This window comes from Pedobacter sp. NO84, from assembly GCF_059703915.1.
On the sequence record NZ_AP046575.1, the window covers coordinates 2,379,208 to 2,405,870 of the forward strand.

Sequence of the window (26,663 nt, forward strand, 5' to 3'; positions counted from 1 at the left end):
AATAATTAGCTTCCCCACAGTATCAGGAAAATAATTTATCTCGAAAGTGATAACATTGCACAAATTAGCTAATTTATTAAGCAAAAAAAAACCTTGAAACAAAGTTTCAAGGTTTTAATTATATTTAAACAATCAGAAACTATAAAGTTCCCTCTTGGTTCATATTCTGAATGTAGACAGCGTGTTTAATCTCTGTACGACGAGCTACTGATTTCTTTTCATAGGCCTGACGGCTACGTAGTTCTCTCAATACACCAGTTTTTTCAAATTTCTTCTTGAAACGTTTAAGCGCCTTATCTAATGATTCGCCGTCTTTAATGTTAATAATGATCATAACGTTGAAATACCTCCTCTCGTTGTTTTTAATCCCTTGTTTTACTAGGGGATGCAAATGTAGGTAAAATATTGAAACAGAGAAAGTTTTTTCGTAAAAAAATGAGTACAGCGGGGAGCGCGGGCGCGTGGAGGGTGAAGCGATAGATGAGTTACTCTATCAATAATTTATATTAAAACATTTATATCCAGGAAGGAGTTTAGTAATAAGCGGTATTTAATTAAATAAATTTAACTAAAACACTATGACAAAGGGGAAAAAAGTAGTCTCTATCATCTCAGCAGTACTGATCCTACTAATAGGATTTATTATTTATTACCATTATTATTTTGTTTTCGGTGAAGGTGTAAAAGCTGGCGAACTTAACTTCATTGTTAAAAAGGGCTACCTATTTAAAACCTACGAAGGGAAACTTATCCAATCAGGTATTAAATCCAAACAAGTGGGCAGCGTTCAATCCAACGAATTTGAATTTTCTGTAGATAATGAGGAAACCGCAAAAAAAATGATGCTAAATAGCGGTAAAACTTTCGAACTGCATTACCGAGAATATAAGGGAGCCCTGCCTTGGCGAGGGTTTAGCGTATATGTAGTGGATACGATCGTAACGATGCGGTAGGCGATGAGCGTGGGGTAAACGAGTCATCGGATGACTTAAAGTCATCCGATGACTTTCCTACTTCATAATCTCCCTAGCAATCACAATCTTCTGGATCTCTGATGTACCTTCACCTATGGTGCACAATTTACTATCCCGATAAAATTTCTCTACAGGAAAATCTTTGGTATATCCATAGCCACCAAAAATTTGGACTGCTTCTGTTGCACACCTTACCGCAACTTCTGATGCATAGTATTTTGCCATTGCGGATTCCTTGCTAACGGGCTGATGCCTGTTCTTAAGGTCTGCGGCTTGCCTGATCAATAATTCTGATGCTTCTATTTCCGTAGCCATATCAGCCAATTTAAAGCTAATAGCCTGAAAGCTTGATATGGGTACACCAAACTGCTGACGTTCTTGTGCATACGCTAAAGCGGCAATGTACGCTCCTTTTGCAATCCCTAAAGATAATGCTGCAATAGAGATCCGGCCCCCATCAAGCACCTTCATCGCTTGTTTAAAGCCCTCTCCCTCAACGCCTAGTAAATTTTCTTTCGGAACACGGCAATTATCGAAAATCATTTCAGTGGTTTCCGACGCTCTCATCCCAAGTTTATTTTCTTTTTTGCCGGCTGTAAACCCTGGGGTTCCTCTTTCAACCACTATGGCCGAAATTCCTTTTGAGCTTCCTGCCTCACCTGTACGTATCATTACTACTGCTATATCTCCCGATTTCCCGTGAGTAATCCAGTTTTTTGCGCCATTAATTACATACTCATCACCTTCCAAAACGGCAGTTGTTGTCATGCGTAGGGCATCTGAGCCTGTATTGGCTTCAGTTAGTCCCCAAGCGCCAATCCACTCTGCAGAAGCCAATTTTGGTAGCCATCTGTGTTTTTGCTCTTCACTTCCAAAAGCCAAAATATGGCCGGTACATAAAGAGTTGTGGGCCGCTACAGAAAGTCCGATAGAACCACAAACCTTTGAGATCTCCACAATTACATCCACATATTCTTGATAGCCAAAGCCCGAACCACCATATATTTCGGGCACTAAAACACCCATCAAGCCAAGCTCTCCAAGTTGTTTAAATACGTCTACGGGAAAATATTGGGTTTCATCCCAGTCCATTACGTTTGGCCGAATGTGTTTTTCGGCGAAAACGCTGACCATTTTTTTTACTAATTCTTGATTTTCGGCAACTTCAAAGTTGAAACCTGCGTGCATATAGGTAGGGATTAAAAAAAGAAACTGTTTAAACTCTCGGCTAAATAATAGCCTTCGGATTTAAACAGTTTCTAAGATTTATATTTGGTTTGGAACAATGATAAGCAAATAATATAATACAAACAAGGGTTTTTTATATCCTAATTGGTAGTATGTTTTGGTATTTGGTTCAATAACCCATTGCATTAAATTCTTTGGAGGAAAATGATGTTAATTTTTTACTAAAAATTTTTGAAAAAATATTTATTTCAATAGAGAATTATTCCATTTTGAAACTTTCAATAGAAGTTGACCACAAAGACACAAAGAGCTAAGCTATGCTAAGCAATTACAGTTTGCAGTAAGTTAGAATTAATAATCTTTGCTTGTCAACCTAAGCGTAGTCGAAGGGCCTAACTTGTCTTCGACTACGCTCAGACTGACAATTGGTCGAGTATATCAATAAAAATTAAAACTTCGCCAGCGAAAATGTATTTCCGCTAAACACATCTAATCTGTCTTTCCCGTTTAAAAAATCCAAGCTAATCAAAAAGGAATACGCTGAAACATGTGCGCCTAGCTGATTTACTAATTTAGAAGCCGCTACAACCGTTCCTCCCGTAGCCAACAGATCATCGTGTATCAGTACTTGCTGGCCAGCACTAAAAGCATCTTCATGAACTTCCAGTGTTGCATTGCCATATTCGAGGGCGTAGGATTGCTGAATGGTTTTATAGGGCAGTTTCCCAGCTTTACGTATAGGCACGAAAGGCACATTTAGTACTTGAGCCAACGCCAGTCCGAACAGAAAACCTCTACTTTCAATTCCAGCCACCACATCAATTTTAATTGTGCTTAACTGTTTGGCTAAGGCTTGGGTAATTTCGGCGCACAGTGCCGGGTCTTTTAGTATTGGTGTTATATCCTTAAAAACAATACCTGGTTTTGGAAAGTCGATTACATCCCGCAGGGTCTGTTTAATTTTGTCTTCGATCATTTTAAAATGTGAGATAAGGGATTAATGTCTGCAAATTTTGCGGCGTTAAGATAGCTACTTTCTTTAAATCATCCACGCCATTAAATCTACCATGTTGTTTTCTGAATTGAATAATGGCGTTAATTTGTTTGTACTTTAAATAAGGATGGTTTTTAAGATCTTCAAATTCGGCAGTGTTGATGTTTATTTTCTTTATAAGATCAACATCTATACTAATTTGATCTTTTATCTCTTCAAATTTTGCACTATCCAATCCAAATACTTCAATTAACTGTTCTTTTTTATAAAACCCACCTAGTCTTTCGCGGTATTTAACTATCCTTCTAGCAAAGGCTGCTCCTATACCTTTAATTTCATCTAATTGTAGAGTATCTGCGCTATTAATTTCTACAGTGAGCAACTCTTTTTTTGCAAAAGGGATCTTATCGGGATAGCCCAGATGGGGAAATTTGTTCTTCAAATCCTTGCCTTCAATGGTAATATAGGGTGCCAACTGCTCGTATTTTTGTGGCGATATGGTGTACATTTTCCGTAAATCTTCGGGCTTAAAAAATTTACCCCCTTTGTTTCTATAGTTTACGATGGCCTGTGCCTGCTTTACTGAAAGCCCTAGGGTTTGCCATCGTGCGACTTCAATTTTATTGGGATCAAACTTAAATAGACTGGTTCGGGCCTGAACTTCATCATCTTCAATCGCATTGTGGCTCGCTGTGTAATATATAGGTCGCTCACGACTTACTAAAATCAGTTTCTGTACCGCAGCCAATTCAGGTGAAGTGGGCAAATCCGGTTTTTCAACATAAGCAGTATAAAAGTGCGGTAACACACTTAATAGCAGCAAAATGGCCATCAAGACCAATAATCCATTGTACTCTCGCTTTGAGAAGCCAAAGTATTTATTTAACCAATTTTTCATCTCCTTGTTTAATTTTTTTACGGCGATGATACATCTGGATTTTATATGAGTTGTGTCAAAAAAAATGGTAAAATCAAGATGTTTTCATAGATAGCGTAGGTACTCTAAATATAAATCTTATTTTTGATATTGCTTTACTAAAAAAACACCGTTTTCTAAATGAAGATTATTACCAAACAAGAGTTTGCCAAAGCCACCAAAATAGACAAGTTAGGCGTACCGGGCTTAGCCGCTTTATTAATGGAGGTGATGAAGCTGAACGATATCAATAAAGTCTTCTCTAAAAATGAGCATTTTGCCGGATTAGAGTTTGTTGATAAGATTTTAGAAACGATAGGCGTTACCATAGATTTTGATGAAGATGACCTAAAGAACATCCCTAAAACAGGTGGCTTTATTGCGATCGCAAATCATCCCTATGGGGGTGTAGAAGGTCTAGCTTTAGTAAAGCTATTGTGTACCGTAAGGCCCGAAGCAAAGGTAATGGTTAACTTTATTTTAAAGAAGATCCCTAATCTAAGCGAATTCTTTGTTGCTGTTAATCCTTTTGAGAATGTACAGCATTCATCGAGCATAAGCGGTTTAAAAGCTACATTCGATTTATTACAGAGCGGAACACCCATCGGTATTTTCCCTGCTGGGGAAGTATCCACATTTAATTTGGAAACCCAAGAAGTTACCGATCGCATCTGGCATCCAGTGGTGGGCAAATTAATAGCCAGATCAAAGGTACCGGTTGTACCCATTTATTTCCATGGTAATAATGGGGTACTATTCAATATTTTAAGTTTCATTCATCCTACCCTCCGCACTGCAAAATTACCCTCAGAATTTTTAAATAAACAAGGGTTAAAGATTAAAGTTAGAATTGGCAAGCCCATAAAGATTGAAGATGTTTCTTATAAAAAAGATACCAATAAGCTGCTTGATTTTTTAAGAGCTAGAACGTATGCATTGGGCACTAGTTTGGCCGAAGAAAAGAAATTGTTTAATCCGATCAATCTTTTCAAACGAAAGAAGATTCCAGCTAAAGTTGTTGAAGAGACAGACCGAAACCTAATTGTTAAAGAAGTAGCTAAACTGGGCGACTATCGTGTATGGGAGGAAAAAAATTATGACGTTTATATTGTTCCAACTGCCAGTATCCCCAATATTTTAAGAGAAATCGGAAGATTGAGGGAAATTACATTTAGGGAAGTAGGCGAAGGCACCAATAAAAAAATTGACCTAGACAATTACGACATTTATTATAACCATTTATTTATCTGGGATAAAGATCTTGAAAATATTGTTGGCGCGTACAGAATTGGCAAGGGCGATGAAATTTTAGATACCATGGGAAGAAGGGGCTTTTATTTATCCGAATTGTTTAAAATTAAAGAGCCTTTTTATCCCATTTTAAGAAGAGGTATTGAGCTTGGCCGCTCGTGGATCAGAAAAGAATACCAACAAAAACCCTTACCCCTATTTTTACTATGGAAAGGGATCTTAAAGTATTTGGTAGATAATCCTCACTACCGGTACATGTTTGGTCCAGTAAGTATAAGCAATAATTTTTCGAAATTATCCAAGTCTTTGATTGTTGATTACATTACTAAAAACCACTTTGATTATGAACTTGCCTCGTATGTAAAGCCAAAGAATAAATTTAAAGCTGATTTAACGCCTATTGATACCGACCTGCTTGTAGAGAGCAGTGATTCTTTAAAAGATCTGGACGGCCTGATAGGCGATATTGAAAACTCCCATATCAAAATTCCAGTTTTGTTGAGACAGTATATGAATTTGAATGCAAAAATTATCTGTTTTAACATCGATCCTAAATTCTCTGATTGTTTAGATGGTTTTTTAGTAGTAGATGCGCAGCAAATCCCTACGGAAATGCTAGAGAAGATAGGGAAGAACTTTTAGTAGTCATCCGATGACTGCAGTCATCAGATGACCAAAAGAAAAGCCTCGACATCCATCGAGGCTTTTTTAATTAACTAACCTAAACTTTCATTAAAAAGTAACCAGCTTTTTAACATTGCAAAAGTAGGCAGCTAAGGTTAAGTATGTATAAAATGAAGGTAACCTTTGTGGTTGCGCATGGCGATAGGCGATTAGCGTTGAGCGATAGGCGGAAAGCGATAGGCGGAAAGCGTTTTTAAAATCTGGGAGCAATTCCGAGCACAGCTTTTGTTTCTACCGAAATGTAAATAACAATAGGTCCCAAAAGAGAATCCTGTGTAGTATTAAATCTAACGGATACTGCCTGTTGATCTTTGTACACCAAATATGTAATTGGTGCATCCTCTACTTTAGTAGTTACCGTTGCTTGCCCATTTGGGGTTAAGTAATTCCAAGCAATTTGTCGGTATTCACTTTCTCTGGCTTCTATCTCACTTGTGTTATCCTTTTTACAGGATGAGATAGTGAATAATACCAAAATATAAGCGATTACGCTAGTTCTGAAAAGTACATTTTTAGGTTTCATGACATGTTATTTTTAATCTTATACGTTAATGCACGGGATTTCGCTACAGCAGATTGAAAAAATCAGTCAATTTTCTAGTAGAGTTTGATTTATTGTACTTAGATTTAATATACCAAAAATTCTTAGGCTTTGAAAAATGTCCATAAACTTTGCTGCAAAGCGCTTCTCGTTGTTGCGTTTTGCTTCACCTTTCAGGGAGCGAAAGCGCAAAATTATGCTCTTGATTTTTACGAAGGCACATTTAATTTCGAGGTAAATCCATCGATATTGATTGATTTTAATGACACCCTGACGCAACAAAGCGTTAGAACTTTTTATGATAAATTAATTGCAGGAGATTATCAAAATCTTGTTCAATCCCTAGTTAGTTATAAAGAGAGGTATAAGCTAAATGATTGGCTCTATTATCAGCTGATAAGAAAAACTGCACAACAGATGAGTCCTAAAAACGAGAACTATAACAGATATACCCTGTATAAATGGTTTTTGCTTGCAAAATCGGGCTATAATGCCAAAATAGCGATCGGCAATAATCAGCTTATCTTTTATGTAAATAACGATGAAGATATAGCTGATATTCCCTTTTTTATAGTGGACCAAAAAAAATACATGTGTTTAAACTATCATGATTATGGTAAACTGTTTCAAAGTGAAAACACCTATGTGCCTGTTGATATTTTAATACCAGAAGCTCAACATCCATTTAGTTATAAAGTAACCAGGATGCCAGATTTTAAGCCTCAGGATTATACAGAAAGAACCATTGATTTTAGCTATAAGCATAAGCAGTACCACTTCCAAATAAAGCTAAACACAGAAGTAGATGCTATTTTCGCCAATTATCCCGGTGTAGATTTCGAGACTTATTTTAATATCCCTTTAAGTCACGAAACGTATCAATCGCTTATTCCATTGCTTAAGGAAAATATAAAAAACATGACTAAAAAGAATGGTGTAGATTACTTGATGCGTTTTACGCGATATGCTTTCTTATATGAGAATGATGAGGATAATTTTGGAAGAGAAAAAAGGCTATCGCCAGAGCAAACTTTATTAACTAAATATAGTGATTGTGATGACCGGGCTGCCCTATTCTTTTATTTGGTAAAAGAAATCTACAATTTACCAATGATAGCCATGCTTTACCCTACACACATTACAATGGCAGTTGCATTTGATAAACCCATCGGCAATGCCATAATTTATAATGGAAAATCCTATTCGGTTTGCGAGCCTACCCCTCAAAAGCAAAACTTAAGGATAGGCGAACTTTCTGCCAGTTTAAAGGACAAGCCTTTCGAAGTAGTATATCAGTACGATCCCCGGAAGAACTAAAGCCATCCTGAAAAATCAGCATGGCCTTAGTTTTACTAACTATAAACTGTGAACTGTGCCAAAGGCATCCCTTTGGGATAAGCTGCAAACTATTTTACGGCTCCAGGAGTAGTATAAGGAAGAGATTGTGGGTCGAAACTAGCCCAACCTGTTGTCCAGTTATCGGTTCCAAAAGCACCTTTATAAGCTACCGTTGTGAAACCAGTAGAAACCTTAGCATTGGTAAATGAGGCTCCGCTTGCTGCTGCCGAACCTGCAATTACAGTGAAATTGGGCGTGCCTACTCTGCCTGTAGAAGCTGCCGTTAAATCAGCCGCATATTTGTAAGGGTCGGTTAATATTGTTGTGGTATTCAGCGAACCGTCAAATATATTAGATGCGGTTAACAATGGCGTAATTACACCTAACGCAGTTGCATTTGATGCCTTGATCTGATTTGATTTACTGTTCGATCCGTAAATTAAATTATTGGCAATTACCGTTCTACCAGCAACCAGGTTAGCTTGTGAATTAGCGGTTGAAGGAGAAGCCGGAAGTGCATCGTCAATAAAGATCCCTTCGGTATAGTTCGCAAACACAGAGTTGAAGATACTTATTGCTGAATTTCGGCGGATTTGTGCACCATGTTGAAAGTTAGCATTCACCGTGCCTTGTCCAACGGGACCTAAAATTGTCATGTTAGAGAATACTGCAGCCGTTTGTGGAGTGGTATTATCACCTGCTGCGTTGTTATCAGATTCAAAACCATTAGACCCAGATACATCGGCAGTTACAGATAAGCGCTGAGCTAGCCCAAATTGAACTTTACCCGAGAAACCATTGTCTGTATCGAAATCATCATCCCAAGTATCGATTGCTAATAAGTGGGTGCAATTAACTGCACCACCAAACCATTCAAAGGCATCGTCGCCAGAACGGTAAACCTCGATATAATCAATTGTAGTACCAGAGCCTACTGAACCAAAGGTTAAACCGTTAATCTCATTATCTGGACTAAGTGGGATCCCTGCATATTCGATCCGCACATATTTCATTGTACCAGAATTATCTGCATTATCGGTACCGCCATGTTTTCCTTTATCCGTGGCGTCAGAAATACCTTCGATAGGCACCGAGGTACCTAGATTATTTTGAGCTTTACCTAATAAAATGATTCCGCCCCAATCTCCTTGCGAACGTGCACCGGCTGCGATGCTCGATGTAAATACGATTGGTTTATCCTGAGTACCAACGGCCATAATCTTAGCGCCTCTCGTAATTATTAAGGCTCCTTTGGTTCCTTTATCACCTTTAATTATCGTACCCGCTTCAATGGTTAATGTGGCGTTTTTAGTTACGAAAACATTGCCTTTTAATAAATAGATTTTATTAGCAGACCAAGTAGCATTTGCAGTTACATCACCTGAAATCTCAACGGTATTTCCATCTATTGGTGGATTTACCTCTCCGTCATCACCTTCATTTTTTGAACAACTTGCCAAAAGAAACACAATGCTAAGGGCACAAAGTAATAATTGTTTTTTCATCTTTTTATAAATTTTTTATTTGTACAAAAATGGACTTCAGATATAATTCCTTCATTAAAAGGATTTTAAATTATTGTTAAATCTCTCCCTTTGGATAGGTAGATTAGTTAACATTAGAATGAATAGGTAAATGATAATGAGTAATTGCTTCCAGGTTTATAACTACTTAGCGTATAATCTCCATTTGCTATGCTATATTTCTTATCCTGATCATTATCAAAATAAAAAGTATTACGTTGGTTTAAGATATCCCCTGCATTAAATTTCAACTCTCCTTTAGTTTTTAACACTTTTAAGGCCAATTGTAGATCGATAACATCTCGAGGATTTTCCCACACTCCGTGAAATAGGCGACCACCGGCAATGTTGAGTTTACGACCTACCCTATTGTACAGCGCATTGAAATTTAACTTATCATTAAAGAAACTATGTTGTAACCCTGCATTTATGACATAAGGGGCCTGGCCTACCATTGGCCTATTTGGTTCTAACAGATCGATCCCCGTATCATTCGTTTCAACCTTTGATTTCATGAAAGAGAGGTTAGTATAGAATGTGGTTTTCTTTAAAAAATCTGTTTGCATTATAAAATCGAGTGTTTTTCTGAACTCGAACTCCACTCCATATACGTTAACATTATCAGTATTGAGGTAAGTAATTGTCCTAGACGAGTTCACATCGCTATTGAAAGACTCAATAGCATTATGGAATTTTTTATAAAAGGCAGATATAGAGATTACCTGACCTGCTTGCGGATAAAACTCAAATCTAATATCACCATTATCTATCCTCGCCTCCTTTAGATTAGGATCTCCTTGCTGTATGGCCAAAAGTTCATAATCGTAAAAGGATCCTGAAGATAATTCTCTAAATTCTGGACGGGCCAACGTACGATAATAAGAAGCCCTTAAGTTTATCTTTGGTGTTAAGCTATAGGTATAATTTGCGGATGGGAGAACATCTATATAGTTTTCATCCACCGAAGTTTGGGGAGTTTTCACTTTCGCATCAAGGGCAACATGAAACTGTTCAACCCTTACACCCCAAACAAGTCTTGATTTTGTGCCAAACTTATTGTCTAACATCAAATAGCCCGCATTGGTGATCGAATTGGCTGTATAGCTGTCTGCGTCACCAGGAATTTCATCAAGGGTATAGGTGCCATTACTTAATACATCATTGGCAAATAAAGTATTTAGGGGCCTTTGTCTAATCAAATTTGCATCTGGTGTACCGGTGTTTAATTGAAGTCCTAAAAATCGAGCATTAAATGTACGGTCGCGGTACAAGGAACTTGCGCCGGCTTTGAAGGAAGAAGTTTGTCCGAACATTTTTATGGGCAAAACATAGTTAACCCCCCCAGAGAAATCATCTTCGTTTAGCTTTGAATATAATCTTGTATTTTCTTTCCCTAGTGTGGTTACGTTCGCAAAGTAGGCATAATTTGGAGTACCTATATCGGCTTGGTTTCTGTAGTAAGATACTTTTTTCTGATCTGGTTGATCATTTAAGGTATTGCTATAACTTAACGACCAATTGATCTTTGCATTTTTTTGCCCAAGGGGATGACTACCTTCGAGAGTGGATTTAAGCAGGGCTTTTTCCATCAAATCGAAAGCGAAGAATTTAACATCAGCTCCCCCGCCCACACTAGAATTCAGGCCTGATCGCGACAAGAAAACATCATCATATCCTCTATTATAGATGTTTTTAAAAGTGATCTTACTTTTCCCAAAACTATAGGCAAAATTGGCAATAGCACCAACGTTAGTAGAAAATTTATAAACATTGTCTCTATAGTCCACATCAACATAATCACGCATAACATCATTGCTTATATTTTGAGAATTGCGATAGGTTACAGAAAATAATGCCCCTAGTTTATTGTTGCTCCCTTTAAAATTTTTAACTCTTCCTAAGGTAAACAGCAAGTTTTGCGCAGGCAGGGCCATGTTGGTGTAGATGTTAAAGTTTTGTGGCAAATTTTTCATTGCCGCAATACTTTGGCCAGGCACGAGCAATCTGTTCACGATTTTATTTGTAGAGGGAAAACTAGACGACAATGCTTTATCTCCGTTTTCAAATCCAACATAGTCTGTAGGATTTCGAACCCCACTTTTAAAATCGTTGAAGGTAGAAGCGCTGTTATAACCTTGTCCGAGACCAAGGCTAAAAAAATTATGGTCTGGTATGTCCTTAGTTACGATCTGGATGGCACCTCCCGTAAAATCGGCTGGAAGATCTGGCGTAGCAGTTTTACTTACAATAATATTATCGACAAGGTTGGAGGGCACGATATCGAATGAAAATGCTTTCCGGTTTGGTTCTGTACTTGGCAAGGCGGCCCCATCAAGCGTAGCGGTATTATATCTATCACTTAAGCCTCTAATCACTACGAATTTATTGTCCTGAACGGTGGCACCACTGATCCGTTTTAAAACATCTGAAGTATTCTTGTCTGGTGATTTTTTAATTTGATCGCTTGAAACACCATCAGAGATTACAGCACTGTTTTTTTGCTTTGCATAAAGAGAGTTTACCGATTCCTGCTTATAAGAAGCTGTAACGGTTACTTGGTTTAATAAAGTTCCTGATTCCTCTAAGATTATATTCAATGAAGTAGTTTCACCGGTTTTTACCTCAATATCAGTAACCTTTTTTGGAGCATAGCCAACATAGGAGATTTCCAATGTATATTTTCCATCGGCTAACCCTGCAATAGCATACTTACCATCAACATCTGTTCCTACTGCTTTAGCCGTGCCAGAAAGTTTAACAGAAACCCCTATTAGCGTCTCTCCTGTTTTTTTATCTGCTACCGTACCCGAAATTCTTCCTGTTCCTTGGGCGAAAGCAGCGAGGCTACCAATTACACATACAATTGTGAAAATTCCTTTCTTAAAAGTTAATTGTGATTTCAATTTGCTTATAATTTTGTTTAAGCAAACCTATTAACTCAATGTTAGGTTGATGTTAGAGGTAAATTACCATTCGATGATGCGAAGGTTAAAAAATTGTTAAGCGGTGGGCGCTGGGCGTGTGGCGGTGGGCGCTGGGCGATAAGCGTTTGGGGATAAGCGTTTGGGGTTGAGAGAACAGAGCGCAAACACACTTAGCTGTTCTTAGATGTCTAAGATGGTGGAAATTTAAAAACAAAGAACCCAGGGAATTTCGCAAAGAACGCAAAGATGGATTCAAATTTCAACTGAGGTTTCTAAGCATTCTTAGGTGGTGAAACTAACCGCTCTAAGGGAGAATGTCTTTTGAACATCTTCCATCCTCCATCTCACATTTTAAATTATCAATACCGAATTCCTACTTTCTTACAGATAAAATGCAACAGCCAAATGGGTCCTATTAATAAAAACTTAACATCATCTAAAAACGAGGGCTTTTTACCTTCGATTTTATGACCAATAAACTGTCCGATCCAGGCAACAACAAAAATAACTAAACATGACATCCAAACTGCTGGTCCCCCGTTTGCCGCCCATGCTTCTAACTGAACAATGCAGAATGCCATTAATCCTATCACCCAAAGCATTAAGAAAGATAATACTGGGGAGAGTGTGAAGTAGTAATAGACAGAGAATGCGATTAAAAAGGATGCCCAATTAACGAAGCCATTGTATTTGCCTAAAAAATCCAAATGGGGAAATGGAATGGACCAAACCAGGCCCAATAGACTAAAAACAATTAATGGTACACAAATCCAATGAATGGTTTCATTGGTATGATCTTGATGGCTCTCAGCATATTTATCGAAATAAATATCTACCTGACGTTTTTCAATTTTTTCCATTTGGTTAGCTTTTTACCACGAAGGCACAACGTAGTTGGTATTTAAGGTTAGACTAAATTACATAAAAATAAAAAAAGTGATGAAAATTTTATCCATCACTTTTAAATCTGTGTAATCTATCTAATCTGTGTAATCATTGTTTATTTTGCAAACGCTACAGATCTGGTTTCTCTAATTACCGTAACCTTAATCTGGCCTGGATAGGTCATTTCCGTTTGGATACGATTGGAAATATCTGCTGCGAGTAATTCGGCTTGTTGGTCGGTTACTCTTTCGCTTTCTACCACTACGCGTAATTCTCTTCCCGCTTGGATCGCAAAGGTTTTTTCTACTCCTGGGTAAGATAATGCCAATTCCTCAAGTTCTTTTAAACGCTTGATGTAACTTTCAACCACTTCTCTTCGGGCACCTGGTCTGGCACCAGAGATCGAATCACAAGCCTGTACAATTGGGGAGATCATTGAGGTCATCTCGATCTCGTCGTGGTGGGCACCAATAGCATTACACACTTCAGGATGTTCCTTATATTTTTCGGCCAATTGCATTCCTAAAATTGCGTGAGGCAATTCTGGATTGTCGTCTGGTACCTTACCAATATCATGTAATAAACCTGCACGTTTAGCCATTTTTGCATTTAAGCCTAACTCTGCAGCCATTGTAGCACAGAAATTGGCCACTTCACGAGAGTGATGCAACAAATTCTGTCCGTAAGAGGAGCGGTATCGCATGCGACCAACCATTCTGATCAATTCTGGATGCAAGCCATGGATTCCTAAATCAATTACCGTACGCTCCCCAATTTCTACGATTTCATCTTCGATCTGTTTTTTTGTTTTGGCCACTACCTCTTCAATACGAGCGGGGTGGATCCGACCATCTGTTACCAAACGATGTAAAGCCAAACGGGCAATCTCTCTCCTTACCGGGTCGAAACCAGATAAAATGATGGCTTCCGGTGTATCATCAACAATGATCTCAATTCCCGTTGCCGCTTCTAGGGCACGGATATTTCTTCCTTCCCTACCAATTACCCGACCTTTGATTTCGTCGTTCTCAATATGGAAGATAGATACTGAATTTTCTATTGCAGCTTCTGCGGCTGTACGTTGAATGGTTTGGATCACCACTTTCTTTGCCTCTTTACTAGCCGTTAATTTGGCCTCGTCTACAATATCCTTAACCTGCATCATAGCTTGAGAGCGCGCTTCGCTTTTCATGTTCTCTACCAATTGATTTTTTGCTTCTTCGGCACTGAGGCCAGCAATGGTTTCCAATTGTTGCACATGTTGGTTTTTTAACACATCTACCTCTTCCTGCTTTTTAAGGGCCAAAGCGGTTTGCTTCTCTAGGTTAGCTTTATGTGTATCTAATTCTTTTTCCTTGCGATCCATGTTTTCCAACTTAGAATTAAGCGACTGTTCTTTTTGCTTAATGCTATTTTCACGTTGGTTAACTTCGTTGTTTCTGCTATTCACCTGTTGTTCGTGCTCAGTTTTCATTTGCAAGAACTTTTCTTTGGCTTCTAACAGTCTGTCTTTTTTTAAGATTTCTGCATTACTTTCTGCATCTCTTAATATCTTTTTTGCTTTATTCTGTGCGGCAACTTCTTGTTGTTTCAACAGGTTACGCAATAGGTATCTTCCTATAACTATGCCGAGTGCCAAACTGGCAAGTACACCTCCAATAATACCCGTAATATCTATTATGTCCATCTTTGTTTAAATAAAAAACCGTTACTAAATTATTATGTCGTATGCACTTGATTTTTAACCAATCCAGCAAAGCTGATGATGGGCTAAACCAAGAAATATTGAAACATAAAAACTCAGCAACGGCCAAATTTTATTAGCTAATGAGGTTAGATTACTTATCAACCCTTATAAAGAACGTTTTATTTAGCGAAAAAACCGTTTAATAAACTATCTAATTCTTCAACTTGTTCGGCAACTGCAGTATCTTGGTTTTGTGCTTTATTTTCTGATCTCAATACAGCCGTTGCGTAATGCAATACCGCCATTGAAAGCAAATCCTGTTTATCTCTAACCGCATAATTTTCTTGGTAGTCTTTTATGCGCTCATTAATAATCTTAGCTGCCCGTCTTACAATCTCTTCCTCTTCCATATTTACCTTTAAGGGATATATACGGTCAGAAATAGTTATTTTAATCGAGATTTCTCCCATTTTCTAGCTTTTGTTTCAATTTTATGCTGCTTACTTTTTAAGCAACACTACACACTTATCAATCTCCCGCACAAATTCGTTAATTTTTTGCTTTATATCAAGTGACTTCTCACTTGTTCCTTCAATACTCTTTGCTAATTTAAGAACCCTTAACTTTTCATCGAGATCGGTATGCTTTATTTTTGCAGCATCTAAGGCCGCTTTTGTTTGTTGTGCTTCTAATTTAAGTAAATCATTTTCTTCTTGTAATGCATTACAAAGCTCAATTAATCGAGCTGTTTTTTGTAATACACTATTTAATTGATCGGCAACCGAAGACATGATTTCTATTCTTTCGCTTAGCGCTAAGCGCCGGGCGTGTTAATTATTTTCTTATTTCTGCTTTCGCAGTTTGGGCCAAGTTAGCGATAATCTTTTGCATAATCGCATCAATTTGCTTATCAGTTAAAGTTTGCTCTTCATCCTGTAAGGTAAAATTAAGTGCGTAAGATTTTTTCCCCTCAGGTAATTTATCTCCCTCGTAAACATCAAATACCTGTACGTGCTTAACCAATTTTTTCTCCGTTTTAAATGCAATTGTTCTCAGTTGGTCAAAGGTTACCTCCTTATCAACTAACATAGAAAGGTCTCTCCTCACCGCTGGATATTTAGGCACTTCTTTATTTATGATCTTATTTTTGCGAACTGCATCCAACAATGCCGCCCAGTCAAAATCTGCATAGTACACCTCTTTATCTACTCCAGTTTGCTTTTTATCTGCGGCTGTTGCTGCGCCAAAAGAAACCAAAACTTTATCTCCCCTAAAATATTTTATACCAAATGCAAAATTCTCATCCTTTACCTCTTCGGTCTGGTAATTGCTCAAACCCAATCTGCCAATAACTGAGTCAACAGTTGCTTTTAAGTTATAGAATGTTGAAGGTGTAGAAGTATGGTTCCATTGTTCGCTTTGTTTGGCACCACTTAAGAGCACTAATAAACGAGGACGTTCTATGTACTGATCTCCAATGAGGTGGTATGTTTTACCAAATTCATAGAATTTTAGATCGGTATTTTTTCGGTTCTGATTATAGGCCACGCTTTCTAACGCCGGTTGCAACAGGCTTTGACGCATAACATTTAGATCAGAACTCAGCGGATTTAAAATTTGTACAGCTTCTCCTGGATTTTTCGAAAAGGTGGCCCGCGTTAATGAGTTGCACCAAATTTCTAGAAAGCCATTAGCTGTAAGCATATCGGCAATTAGATTTTGAACATTTTCCTTATTCGGCTTTGCCGTATAGGCCAATGAAGCATTCACTTTAGTGGGGATAAGGATATTGTTGTAGCCATAAATCCTTAATACTTCTTCAACAATATCACATTCGCGGGTAACATCAACTTTGTAAGCAGGCACCTTTAAGCTTAGGCCATCGGCTGTTTCATTAGCAATTGAAATGCCCAGTGCCAAAATAATTTCCCTAATTTCTGCTGATGGGATATCTTGTCCGATTAGCTTAACAATGTTAGCATAGCTTACTTCTACATCAAAAGGCTGTGATTTTACTGGGTAGATATCAGATATGGATGAAGAAATTTCGCCCCCAGCAACTTCTTTAATCAGCAGAGCGGCCCTTTTTAAGGCTACAACCGTAATTTCTGGATCGGTACCACGTTCAAACCTAAAAGAGGCATCCGTTTTTAAATTATGTCTTTTAGACGTTTTACGTACCGAAACTGCGTTAAAATAGGCGCTCTCTAAGAAAATGGTTGTAGTTTGATCACTTACACCAGAGGTTTTTCCACCAAAGACCCCTGCAATACACATGGGTTCCTCCGCATTACAGATCATAAGGTCTGCCGAAGAAAGTTTCCGCTCTACATCATCGAGAGTTACAAACGGCGTTCCCTCGGCACATTTTTTAACTATTACTTTTTTTCCTTTAATTTGGTCGGCATCAAAAGCATGTAATGGCTGACCGAGTTCGTGCAGCACATAATTGGTTACATCTACGATATTATTAATCGGGCGAATGCCAATTACCTTTAGTTTATCTTTTAACCAATCTGGAGACGGTTTAACCGTTACGCCACTAAGGGTCAAACTACTGTATCGTGGGCAGGCTTCTGTATCATCAACCTGAACATCAATCTTAAGATTTTCGTTGTCTACTTTGAAGGCGGAAATATCCGGCATCTGATAGCTTGTGCGTAAATATGCGGCTAAATCTCTGGCCACACCCAGGTGCGAAGCAGCGTCGGCCCTATTTGGGGTTAAGCCAATTTCAAATACAAAATCGTCCTCCATTTTGAAGTGGGATTTTGCAGCTATACCAATTTCAGTTGCAGATGGCAGTTCCATAATGCCTTCATGGGATGTTCCTAATCCAATTTCATCTTCTGCACAGATCATCCCTTCGGATACTTCTCCCCTAATTTTAGATTTATTGATTGTAAAGGGCTCGCCTTCATTCGGAAACACTGTTGTACCTACAGTTGCAACCACTACTTTCTGACCCACAGCTACGTTTGAAGCGCCACATACAATCTGCAATAACTCTCCGGCTCCTACATCAACTTTTGTTACCCGTAAACGATCAGCATTTGGATGTTGGGTACAGGATACCACATGCCCAATTACCAAACCTTCCAATCCCCCCACAATGGGCTGTACTTTTTCTAAGCTTTCTACTTCTAATCCGATATCTGTTAAAATGAGGGATATTTCTTGAGGTGATTTCCCAACCTGTCCGATAGACGGGTCGGTTTGTATAAATTGTTTAAGCCAACTATATGATATTTTCATCTTATGCGTGTTGCGTTTGGCGTTAAGCATTGGGCGATCGAGAGACGCCAAACGCCATGCGCTTGTTTATTGAATGGCAAAGATATTATTTATAGCTGAAAGGCAAAGCCACAAATCAAACAAAGTGGCCCTTGTTTTGTATATAGTACTATAATCAAGCATAAATTCAAATGATGAAATCCATTGGCATTTTATTTGCCTTCCTTCTTTGCATTGCAAGTTCGATTGCCAATGCACAAGAACTGAATTACGAAGCCGTATTAGGCACTTGGGAGTATCAAAGCCCCAAAAAGAAAAGTAAGTTGAGCTATAGATTTGATGTCGACAAAAAATTTACAAGCATAACTGAACGTAATGAAAATGAGGTGAAAACTGATGGTTCATACGAATTCGATAAAAAGGGAGGACTTGATCGGCTTAAATTAATGATTGTGGACAACGGGAACAGTACACGTACCCAAATGAGTTATCACTTAATCCGACTGGTTGGCACGGATACGTTAAAAATACAGAGTGTAAATGATAAGCAAGCGATTTGGCTTCCAGAAAATCGACGGAATACCATAACATTTGTAAAGAAAAAAGAAAAGCCGAAGAATAAATAAAAGATGTAGTTGGTAGATTCGTTAGCAGGATGAGCCTAACGGGGCTGTTCTACTCAGTTATAATCCGCCTAAAATTGCTGCACAGGCACCCACCCCAATAACGAGCATCACAACAGAAATAATTAACAAATTTAGCCCAGGCTTAACTGGTAGGTCCTTACTGGATAGTGAGACCATCCTAATTATGCCCAGCACAAAAAGAACCCCTACGGCAATCCAATATAAAATCGAAAAAATAATTAATGCTCCCATTCCGTTTCAGTTAATTTAAGTTCAGTTTTTCTCTTATGAGATCAATTTTATGGTCACGATAAAATATATTCATGGTTTCGAAAGGAATGATCTTGTATTTATCGCTCACAATATGCACACATGATTTTTTTACTGCCCTTACGTCAAAGTCTAATGCGTCCATAAAATTCATGATGATGATGCGAAAGAGATTGTTATAGCTAAGGTTCTGAGATTGCACTCGTGGTAAACAACACATTAATTCGCCGAAGGTATTTTCTGCACAATCAACCGAAACACCTGTACTAAATAAGTTTAGCATATGTTCTTTTAATTTTTCATCATGTTCAAAAACAATGGTATTCTTAGAATTATTCAATAAGTCTTCAGGATTAATGAGATTCGTCATTGGTATCACTTCACCATCGATTTTTAAGGCATATGCCATGCATAAGGCATCCGGATTACAAGGTACGGGAATTAAATCCTGTGGCGTAAAAATTGGGCATTGCTCATAAATTTTTCTCCGCACTTCAGTAAGGGTAATCCTTCCTGCTTGATCATTATAATTATCATTTCGTCCAGCAACCTGGGTTGGCTGAAAAGTAACCCCACGTACACATTTTTGTTTTAGGGCATATTCGAGAATTGAACCAATTTCATGATCGTTTAATCCGTTTTGTAAGGTAACCACTAAGGTGGTTGATACATTAAAAAGATTGAGGTGTTCAATTGCTTTCATTCTTGTATCTGTTAGGTCTTCACCCCTTAATTTCGTTAAAACATCGGCACTAAAACTATCAAATTGTAGGTAAATCTCGAAGTCGGGCATATAATTAGCCAGTTTTTCTACAAAATGGATATCTTTTGCGATTCGTATTCCATTGGTATTAACCATTAAATGTTTAATGGGCTTTGTTTTCGCTAAATCTAAAATTTTAAAAAAATCAGGGTGTACCGTTGGCTCGCCACCAGAAAGCTGTACTACATCGGGCTCCCCTTCATTGGCTACAACAACATCCATCATCATTTCAATTTCATCCAATGTTCGGTGCCTTCCATAATGCGGAGAGGACATTGCATAACACGTTGGGCAACTTAAATTACACCTATCGGTTACCTCGATTACCGTTAAACAAGAATGCTGTTCGTGATCGGTACAAAGACCACAATCATATGGACAACCAAAATGCACTTTAGTGTTGAATTTTAAGGGCATTTCAGATTGCTTATTATAGTTTCTGATCTGTTTATAATATTCTACATCATCAGCGATCATTACCTTGCTATCTCCATGGGTATGGCAGTTTTTAAGCATGAAAACTTTCTCATCCTGAAAAACAATCTTCGCATCGCAAAGCTGAAGGCATTCTGGGCACAGACTTTTGGTATAATCATAGTAGATATAATCACGTGTGTTTGCCATCTGATTGTTTTAAAGTTAAGGATATCATCCTGTTAAAGAATTTGTAATAATACATAAAAATGCATAAGGAGCATAAATGAATAATGCTCAAATTCAAAAATATGGGATGATATGGCTTTATGAATTCGACTAAAAAACGATAAAGAAAGTATAGTACCATAAACAATTTAAATCGATCGCCATTGATTAAGTCTACGTTCTTTATTAGTCGGAACAAAAAAATCACCAATAAAAGGTAGAACATTTCGTATAAGGCAATAGGATGTCTGAGCGTACCGTCACCTAAATCCATCCCCATAAAAAAACTTGTGCGAATGCCAAAAGTGGGTTCGGCGATACCCATCAAAAAGCACCCAATTCTACCGATAAATATCGCGATTAGTAAAGGGAGCACATACAGGTCTCCTGAAGCAATTTTTACCCCGATAATTTTTTTTATGCTTTCTACCCCTATTAAACCGCCTATTAAACCACCAGCAATAGTTTTACTTGAATATAAGGTTAAAAAGGTAAGGTTTTTTAATTCCTGGGGATCTTCTAACACAGCGATTAACCGTGAACCCACTAAAGCGCCAAGCATGGCCCCTAATAAAATCCATAACCTATTCTCGTCTGAAATAGGATCCTTAACTCCTTTTCTTAAAAAATAATAGGTACGTATGCCAATTATAAACGCTAAGGTTTCGATTATATAATGATAATGGTACAAATGTCCATTAATCTCAAATTGGACCGGAAATTTTAGCATGCACGCCCTAGCATTATTCGAAAAACGGTTTGGTTTTAATTAATTTACTTAACCATCACTATTGGATTTTGGCGAGTTGAACTTGGCTCCTGTTGCAATACTCCGTTGATCCATAGTTTTAATAGTGCCTTGTTGTTTTTCGTATTTAAGAATTCACCAATAAATTCATCTTCGGTCCCATCCTTGTATCTCAGGTACTGAGTAATTCGATTGCCATTAAAATTTTCAGGAATAACGTCGAAATAAACAATCATCTTGTATTTGCCATCTGCATTTTCTTTTACAATTTTAAAAAACTTTGGCGCATCCAAGTTGCCTTGATAAAGGCGGGTTTTAACTCCATTTTTTAAAATAAAAGCTTCAATATCCTCTGCTTTTATCGCATTGGAGGTAGCAGCGTTCAAAAGATCTGCACCAGCTGCATTTGTATAAGCAAGCCTAAAGTCTGCATCAATGTTTACACATCCACAGGGCTTTTTACATGAAATGAACGGCAAGACCAAGAGCAATAAGAAATAGATTTTTTTCATAACCAACTTTTGTTGTTTAAAGATAGTTGAACCTTAATTAAAAAACAACCTTGCAAACACGGGGAGGTGATCCGAGTAATAATGTAAATCCTTACTGTCTGATAAAACAGCGAATTTCTGTACTCTAAAGCCTTTATTTACGAAAATGTAATCGATTTTTCTTTTGAGTGGACTATTAAAATCAAAATCATTAAATGTACCATTCGGACCATAAGGAGGCTCTAATGTTATTTCTTTAGCGTCAGTTAAAAAAGATTTAATGGTGGCGATGGCGTCTGTTTCTGGGGTTACATTTAAATCGCCAGTAAAAACAACGGGTAATTTGGGGGCAATCTGTTGGATTTTCTCTTTGATTAATTTTGCTGACTCGATTCGTGCCTGTACACCCACATGATCAAAATGGGTATTGAAAAAGATAAATTCTCTCTTATTTATTTTATCATATAGTTTTACCCATGTACAAACGCGATTTAGTGCGGCGTCCCAACCTTTGCTTGGTACTTCAGGAGTTGTTGAAAGCCAAAAATTGCCCGTTTCTTTTTTAATAAATCTGTTTTTATTAAAATAAATACCAGAAAATTCATTTCTTCTGATCCCATCCTCGCGCCCAACACCAACAGCATCATAGTCTGAGTTTTCTTTTATATAATCAAACTGGTTGGCCATCGCTTCTTGGACCCCCACAATATCAGCATCGTAAAACTTGAGCAATGCTTTCACATTTTCCCGTCTGTTTTCCCAGATATTTACGCCATCAGTATTATTGTAATATCTAATGTTATAACTAATTACATTTATAGGTTGGTTTTTCTGACCAAAAGCTATCGACCCTATCGATAAGCATACAATTAAAAGTAAGAGAGATTTTTTCATATACTCAAATCTACAAAATTGATTTAAGATGATTACACAGATTTAAGATGATTACACCGAGGAAGAAGATTACACCGATTTCTATTACGACTTACTGATTCAAGTTTTTCCGACTTCGTACTTTTCGCCTGCTTTTCGCTTCGCGGTTGATTACACTGATTTTAGGATTACAGCGATTTGTATTACAACTTACTGGTTCAAGTTTTTCCGACTTAAGACGCCAAACTCCAAACTCCAACTTCACACTCCCCCCTCCCAACACCCTACTCCGCCTTTCATCAATCCTTCATCAGCAAGGCTAAAAAAAGATTGGTCGGTAATAATAAGGTGATCTAGCACTGGAAGGTCTAATAAAAGACCGGATTCTACCAGTTTCTTGGTAATGTTTAAATCAGCTTTGCTGGGTTTTAAATTACCGGAGGGATGATTATGTGCAAGGATGATCGCTGCGGCATGCTGATCTATGGCAATTTTAAAGATGATTTTAGGGTCGACTACGGTAGCTGACTGTCCGCCTTTACTGATAAATTGTTTGCCGATTACAAAATTTGCCCGGTTAAGCAATAGAATCCAAAATTCTTCATGGGGCAAATCTGCTAGTTCGGGCCGTAACACCAGGTCTACATCTTTGGAAGAACTGATTTTTTGAAGCTTATCATGAATTGATTCCTTTCTCCTCCTACCAAGTTCAAGGGCCGCAACGATGGTAATGGCTTTTGCCAGTCCGATCCCTTTAAATTTAGAGAGATCTTTAACGTCAAGTTTAGAGAGTTTCGTTAAATCGTTATTGTAGAAACTGAGAATGCGTTTACTTACTTCAACCACATTCTCTGTAAGGTTACCCGTTCTAATTAAAATGGCGATCAACTCGGCATTAGTTAATTGCCTTCGGCCCTGTAAGAGCAATTTCTCTCGTGGTCTATCGGCCTCTGCCCAGTTTTTTATTTCTAATTTAGGCTCTAGTTTATCCATTTGTATGCGATCAATTTTTGAGCTTTATGATCTAATTGTAATGGTATAAAATTTGCCGGGAAAAGCCTTAATAAAAAATAAAACAACAACTTAGGGCTAATATTATCATTTAAGAATTAAAAAAATATAGGCATAAAAAAACGGTATAGTGCTGAACTATACCGTTTCCTATATTTTAAAAGCGATTACTTTAAACCATTAACGAATTTCGTTAATTTAGATTTATTGTTTGCTGCTTTGTTTTTATGAATTACGTTTTTCTTAGCTAAACGATCTAACATCGAAATTATTTTCGGTAATAGTTCGGCACCAGTTTTCTTATCTTCAGCAGCACGTAATCTCTTAATGAAAGTACGAGTAGTTTTTGCTTGATATCTGTTACGTAGACGTTTTGTCGCGTTTGCTCTAATTCTTTTTAAAGACGATTTATGATTTGCCATTCTTGTGTAGCCTTTTTATCTTCTGTTAACTATATTTCGGACTGCTCCGCGAGGAGTACCCTTTTCTTTTGGAGGCACAAATATAGAGTTTATGTTTTTAAAATGCAAAACGATTTACAAATATTTTATATCTTTTCGGATAGTGCGGGTTTTTTTCGCCTAAATCTCTTTAATTGTCCCATGTGTTCTGTAGGAATGTTATCTCCAAGCAGTTTGCCCCAAGGTTTTAGGCCTTCAATTCTATCGAAAATTATTTTAAGAACGGCGATAAAGGGAATGGAAAGAAACATTCCAGGTATGCCCCAAAGTGCTGCCCCTAGCAAAACAATTACAATAGAGATCAGCGCATTAATTTGAACTTTACTTGAAACTATTCTCGGAACCAAAATATTATTGTCTATAAATTGAATAAACGCATAGGCGCCAATAACCAACAATTGTGTAGAGAACCCATCCTTTGTAAGCGTTACCATAAGCACGGGCAAAGCGATAGCAACCAAACCCCCTATGTAGGGTAGTAGGTTTAAAATAGCCCCAATTACCCCTATTAAAATGGCATTCTGGACTCCTAATATTAGTAATGCCGCAGAATTAAGTACAGCTACAATGCTTGTTTCGATCAAAAGTCCAACAATATAGCTTTGGATGGCTGATTTGGTCTCGCTTAAAATTTCTCCTACTTTTTTTTGGTTCTCTTCAGAAAACACTTCATATAAAAAATTTAGAATTAGCTTTTTATAGAGCAACATCAAAAATGTATATACCGGAATTAGAAAAACAACACTTAAGACCCCTAAAATTCCCGTTAGGGTTTGTCCAATTATAGCCTTGCTGTTATTTTCGGCGTCTTTAATAATTTGGGTTTGTTTTTGCGTAGACATTCCGAGCGAACGTTCTACCCAAATCTGGATCTCGTCTGCTATTTGTGATAATTTAAGTTTTATGGAATCTAAATCATCAAAAAAGTGTGCCACTTGTGAAGAGAGGAAATACATAAGACCAATTAATACGGCTATGGCAAACAGCATAGACAAGATTATAGAGGGGATTTGAGGCATCTTTCTTTCAAGCCTAGTGGTTAGGGGGTTTAACAGAATAGAAATGAGCACAGCAAATGCCAAAGGCACAAGAACATCTTTTAAAACGCTCAAAATGAATATTGCAGCCACTAATCCAAGCAATATAACCGGAGCTTTGATGTAGAAAGGGTAGTTTTTAACCATTATATTTTTCTCCATTAACAAAGGAACACCTAAAATAGTTTACATTGTTCATTATTGAATTCATTTTTTTGCCTTTAAGTGTCTAAAAATGTTATTTTTGGAAAAAAAAGCCCCTCACAACGATATTTTGAAAAAACGCATCGCAATTTTTGCTTCAGGATCAGGATCAAACGCCCAAAAATTAATGGAGCATTTTAAGCGCAACATAGAAGTAGAGGTTGCTTTGGTATTAACCAATAACCCAGATGCTTATGTTTTGCAACGGGCGGATAGTTTCGAAATACCTTCGCACATTTTTGACAAGCACGAATTTTACAAGACAGACAACGTTATCGATCTGTTAAAAAACCTCGATATAGACCTGATCGTTCTGGCGGGTTTTCTATGGCTGATCCCGAAAAATCTCTTAAAGGAGTATCCCGGCAGAATCATCAATATCCACCCTGCAATCTTACCCAAGTTTGGCGGTAAGGGCATGTATGGAGATTTCGTGCACAAAGCCGTTTTGGACGCAAAAGAACCTGAGGGAGGAATTACTATCCACTATGTGAATGATAATTATGATGAGGGCGAAATGATCTATCAGGCTAAGTACCGGATCGAAAAAGGAGACAATCTCGAAATGATTAAGTTTAAAGGTCAGCAGTTAGAGCATTTGCATTATCCTAGGATTGTTGAAAGCATTATAAAAAAGATAAAAAAGTGAGCAGAGTTGGGCTGATACTTTTATTTATCCTACAGGTCTCAGTTGTTAATGCACAAAAAATTTCCGACACCTATTTTCTACATCGACAAGAATATTGGAAAGCACTTAAGAAAAAAACTGTTCCACCAAACAACACCAAATCGCAGATTGAGGGTGCTACTAGGTGGAATAACTTAATTGCGTCTGCTGCAAAAAATGAATATAAACTTTTAAAAAGGGTCTTTTTGGATTACAATAAAAAATACCGCATAAATCTTGACACCGCTCAAATGCTGTACATTTTGTCCATTAGGCCTGGCGGTACTTTGATTTGGACTAAAACAGACACCATTTATGTGAAGAATGCCGATCGTTTTTTGACGGATTTTAAATCACTCAATAAAATTGAATACGCCACCCTAAATCAGGTAGACCCATACCGAAAGAAGTACATCGGGAACGTAATGAATATGATTTCAGAAACACCTAAAAGTGGGGTTGAAGATCTTATCAAATCAAGAACGCTGAATAAAGATGGTACGCAACGATTAGTATTGGACGGCTACGGATTTGAAGCCTATATCTTTTCGAAAATTAATAGAACCTATGAGGTAAACCCTTATTTTTTTCGCAATCCCAGGATGGAGTAATTCTCCCGCAATTTAGTTTTATTCCTCCCTCACTCAGTTTAAAAAGAATATTTAAAGATTTCGACCTTCCCTTTTCCTCTTTCGAACTATTTCTGCAGAATTTGAAGGCCGCATAGCTAC

The 26,663-nt window shown here is 37.6% G+C and carries 26 protein-coding genes; 6 read left to right on the forward strand and 20 right to left on the reverse strand.

The annotated features are described in order from the left end of the window. Positions 1 to 139: 139 nt before the first annotated feature. Positions 140 to 334 carry a 30S ribosomal protein S21 gene (gene rpsU, locus AC6H0V_RS10260; RefSeq protein ID WP_055132547.1) on the reverse strand — a complete coding sequence of 65 codons (195 nt, stop codon included), beginning with the start codon at positions 332 to 334 and terminating at the stop codon, positions 140 to 142. Between the two features lie 244 nt (positions 335 to 578). Between rpsU and AC6H0V_RS10265 the strand changes: the two genes are divergently transcribed. Then, on the forward strand, positions 579 to 953 hold the full coding sequence (locus tag AC6H0V_RS10265; RefSeq protein WP_497560092.1) for a hypothetical protein: 375 nt from the start codon (positions 579 to 581) through the stop codon (positions 951 to 953). 57 nt (positions 954 to 1,010) lie between these two features. On the opposite strand, the gene AC6H0V_RS10270 is transcribed toward AC6H0V_RS10265, so the two are convergent. From AC6H0V_RS10270 to AC6H0V_RS10280, 3 genes are all read right to left on the reverse strand, one after another. Next, positions 1,011 to 2,162 (reverse strand): acyl-CoA dehydrogenase family protein, encoded by a 1,152-nt coding sequence (locus AC6H0V_RS10270; RefSeq protein WP_497560093.1) that lies wholly within the window; start codon positions 2,160 to 2,162, stop codon positions 1,011 to 1,013. Between the two features lie 448 nt (positions 2,163 to 2,610). Then, complete coding sequence (locus AC6H0V_RS10275) at positions 2,611 to 3,138, reverse strand: adenine phosphoribosyltransferase (protein ID WP_497560094.1); 528 nt, start codon at positions 3,136 to 3,138, stop codon at positions 2,611 to 2,613. Between the two features lies 1 nt (position 3,139). Then, positions 3,140 to 4,054, reverse strand: a complete 915-nt coding sequence (locus tag AC6H0V_RS10280) for a ComEA family DNA-binding protein (protein ID WP_497560095.1) — start codon at positions 4,052 to 4,054, stop codon at positions 3,140 to 3,142. Between the two features lie 159 nt (positions 4,055 to 4,213). On the opposite strand from AC6H0V_RS10280, the gene AC6H0V_RS10285 reads away from it, so the two are divergent. Further along, positions 4,214 to 5,965: a bifunctional lysophospholipid acyltransferase family protein/GNAT family N-acetyltransferase gene (locus tag AC6H0V_RS10285; protein WP_497560096.1), complete on the forward strand. Its 1,752-nt coding sequence runs from the start codon at positions 4,214 to 4,216 to the stop codon at positions 5,963 to 5,965. Positions 5,966 to 6,200: 235 nt separating this feature from the next. Here the strand turns inward: AC6H0V_RS10285 and AC6H0V_RS10290 are convergent, their stop codons facing one another. Continuing rightward, positions 6,201 to 6,530, reverse strand: a complete 330-nt coding sequence (locus AC6H0V_RS10290) for a hypothetical protein (protein WP_497560097.1) — start codon at positions 6,528 to 6,530, stop codon at positions 6,201 to 6,203. 129 nt (positions 6,531 to 6,659) lie between these two features. Here AC6H0V_RS10290 and AC6H0V_RS10295 point away from each other — a divergent pair, with 129 nt between their 5' ends. After that, positions 6,660 to 7,865, forward strand: a complete 1,206-nt coding sequence (locus tag AC6H0V_RS10295; RefSeq protein ID WP_497560098.1) for a hypothetical protein — start codon at positions 6,660 to 6,662, stop codon at positions 7,863 to 7,865. Positions 7,866 to 7,954: 89 nt separating this feature from the next. On the opposite strand, the gene AC6H0V_RS10300 is transcribed toward AC6H0V_RS10295, so the two are convergent. From AC6H0V_RS10300 to pheT, 7 genes are all read right to left on the reverse strand, one after another. Beyond that, positions 7,955 to 9,391 (reverse strand): beta-helix domain-containing protein, encoded by a 1,437-nt coding sequence (locus AC6H0V_RS10300; protein ID WP_497560099.1) that lies wholly within the window; start codon positions 9,389 to 9,391, stop codon positions 7,955 to 7,957. 113 nt (positions 9,392 to 9,504) lie between these two features. Next, entirely contained in the window at positions 9,505 to 12,312 is a 2,808-nt protein-coding gene (locus AC6H0V_RS10305; protein ID WP_497560100.1) for a TonB-dependent receptor, read from the reverse strand. A gap of 380 nt (positions 12,313 to 12,692) precedes the next feature. Then, the gene (locus AC6H0V_RS10310) at positions 12,693 to 13,193 is read right to left on the reverse strand and encodes an Mpo1 family 2-hydroxy fatty acid dioxygenase (RefSeq protein WP_497560101.1); all 501 of its coding nucleotides are present in this window, start codon (positions 13,191 to 13,193) and stop codon (positions 12,693 to 12,695) included. A gap of 140 nt (positions 13,194 to 13,333) precedes the next feature. After that, entirely contained in the window at positions 13,334 to 14,905 is a 1,572-nt protein-coding gene (gene rny / locus AC6H0V_RS10315; protein ID WP_497560102.1) for a ribonuclease Y, read from the reverse strand. 179 nt (positions 14,906 to 15,084) lie between these two features. Further along, positions 15,085 to 15,375, reverse strand: coding sequence for a cell division protein ZapA (locus AC6H0V_RS10320; RefSeq protein ID WP_497560103.1), 291 nt, complete (start codon positions 15,373 to 15,375; stop codon positions 15,085 to 15,087). A 30-nt stretch (positions 15,376 to 15,405) separates the two neighbouring features. Beyond that, positions 15,406 to 15,696 carry a hypothetical protein gene (locus tag AC6H0V_RS10325; protein ID WP_497560104.1) on the reverse strand — a complete coding sequence of 97 codons (291 nt, stop codon included), beginning with the start codon at positions 15,694 to 15,696 and terminating at the stop codon, positions 15,406 to 15,408. Between the two features lie 43 nt (positions 15,697 to 15,739). Next, positions 15,740 to 18,160, reverse strand: coding sequence for a phenylalanine--tRNA ligase subunit beta (gene pheT / locus AC6H0V_RS10330; RefSeq protein WP_497560105.1), 2,421 nt, complete (start codon positions 18,158 to 18,160; stop codon positions 15,740 to 15,742). 170 nt (positions 18,161 to 18,330) lie between these two features. Between pheT and AC6H0V_RS10335 the strand changes: the two genes are divergently transcribed. Further along, positions 18,331 to 18,765, forward strand: a complete 435-nt coding sequence (locus tag AC6H0V_RS10335) for a hypothetical protein (protein WP_497560106.1) — start codon at positions 18,331 to 18,333, stop codon at positions 18,763 to 18,765. 57 nt (positions 18,766 to 18,822) lie between these two features. Here AC6H0V_RS10335 and AC6H0V_RS10340 read toward each other — a convergent pair whose 3' ends face one another. From AC6H0V_RS10340 to AC6H0V_RS10375, 8 genes are all read right to left on the reverse strand, one after another. Further along, entirely contained in the window at positions 18,823 to 19,017 is a 195-nt protein-coding gene (locus AC6H0V_RS10340) for a hypothetical protein (protein ID WP_497560107.1), read from the reverse strand. Between the two features lie 10 nt (positions 19,018 to 19,027). Next, a complete protein-coding gene (locus tag AC6H0V_RS10345) occupies positions 19,028 to 20,422 on the reverse strand; it encodes a radical SAM protein (protein WP_497560108.1) in 1,395 nt (464 codons plus the stop codon). Beyond that, the gene (locus AC6H0V_RS10350; protein ID WP_497560109.1) at positions 20,406 to 21,170 is read right to left on the reverse strand and encodes a prolipoprotein diacylglyceryl transferase; all 765 of its coding nucleotides are present in this window, start codon (positions 21,168 to 21,170) and stop codon (positions 20,406 to 20,408) included. The genes AC6H0V_RS10345 and AC6H0V_RS10350 overlap by 17 nt, the downstream gene beginning before the upstream one ends. Before the next feature lie 44 nt (positions 21,171 to 21,214). Then, entirely contained in the window at positions 21,215 to 21,700 is a 486-nt protein-coding gene (locus AC6H0V_RS10355; protein WP_497560110.1) for a hypothetical protein, read from the reverse strand. Positions 21,701 to 21,733: 33 nt separating this feature from the next. Further along, positions 21,734 to 22,573 carry an endonuclease/exonuclease/phosphatase family protein gene (locus AC6H0V_RS10360; RefSeq protein WP_497560111.1) on the reverse strand — a complete coding sequence of 280 codons (840 nt, stop codon included), beginning with the start codon at positions 22,571 to 22,573 and terminating at the stop codon, positions 21,734 to 21,736. 240 nt (positions 22,574 to 22,813) lie between these two features. After that, positions 22,814 to 23,545, reverse strand: coding sequence for a RadC family protein (gene radC, locus AC6H0V_RS10365; protein ID WP_497560112.1), 732 nt, complete (start codon positions 23,543 to 23,545; stop codon positions 22,814 to 22,816). A gap of 185 nt (positions 23,546 to 23,730) precedes the next feature. After that, positions 23,731 to 23,985, reverse strand: a complete 255-nt coding sequence (gene rpsT, locus AC6H0V_RS10370) for a 30S ribosomal protein S20 (RefSeq protein WP_497560113.1) — start codon at positions 23,983 to 23,985, stop codon at positions 23,731 to 23,733. Positions 23,986 to 24,110: 125 nt separating this feature from the next. Beyond that, entirely contained in the window at positions 24,111 to 25,223 is a 1,113-nt protein-coding gene (locus AC6H0V_RS10375; RefSeq protein ID WP_497560114.1) for an AI-2E family transporter, read from the reverse strand. A 112-nt stretch (positions 25,224 to 25,335) separates the two neighbouring features. On the opposite strand from AC6H0V_RS10375, the gene purN reads away from it, so the two are divergent. Continuing rightward, positions 25,336 to 25,914: a phosphoribosylglycinamide formyltransferase gene (gene purN, locus AC6H0V_RS10380; protein WP_497563375.1), complete on the forward strand. Its 579-nt coding sequence runs from the start codon at positions 25,336 to 25,338 to the stop codon at positions 25,912 to 25,914. Beyond that, positions 25,911 to 26,543 (forward strand): hypothetical protein, encoded by a 633-nt coding sequence (locus AC6H0V_RS10385; RefSeq protein WP_497560115.1) that lies wholly within the window; start codon positions 25,911 to 25,913, stop codon positions 26,541 to 26,543. Before purN ends, AC6H0V_RS10385 begins: the two co-directional genes overlap by 4 nt. Positions 26,544 to 26,663 lie beyond the last annotated feature (120 nt).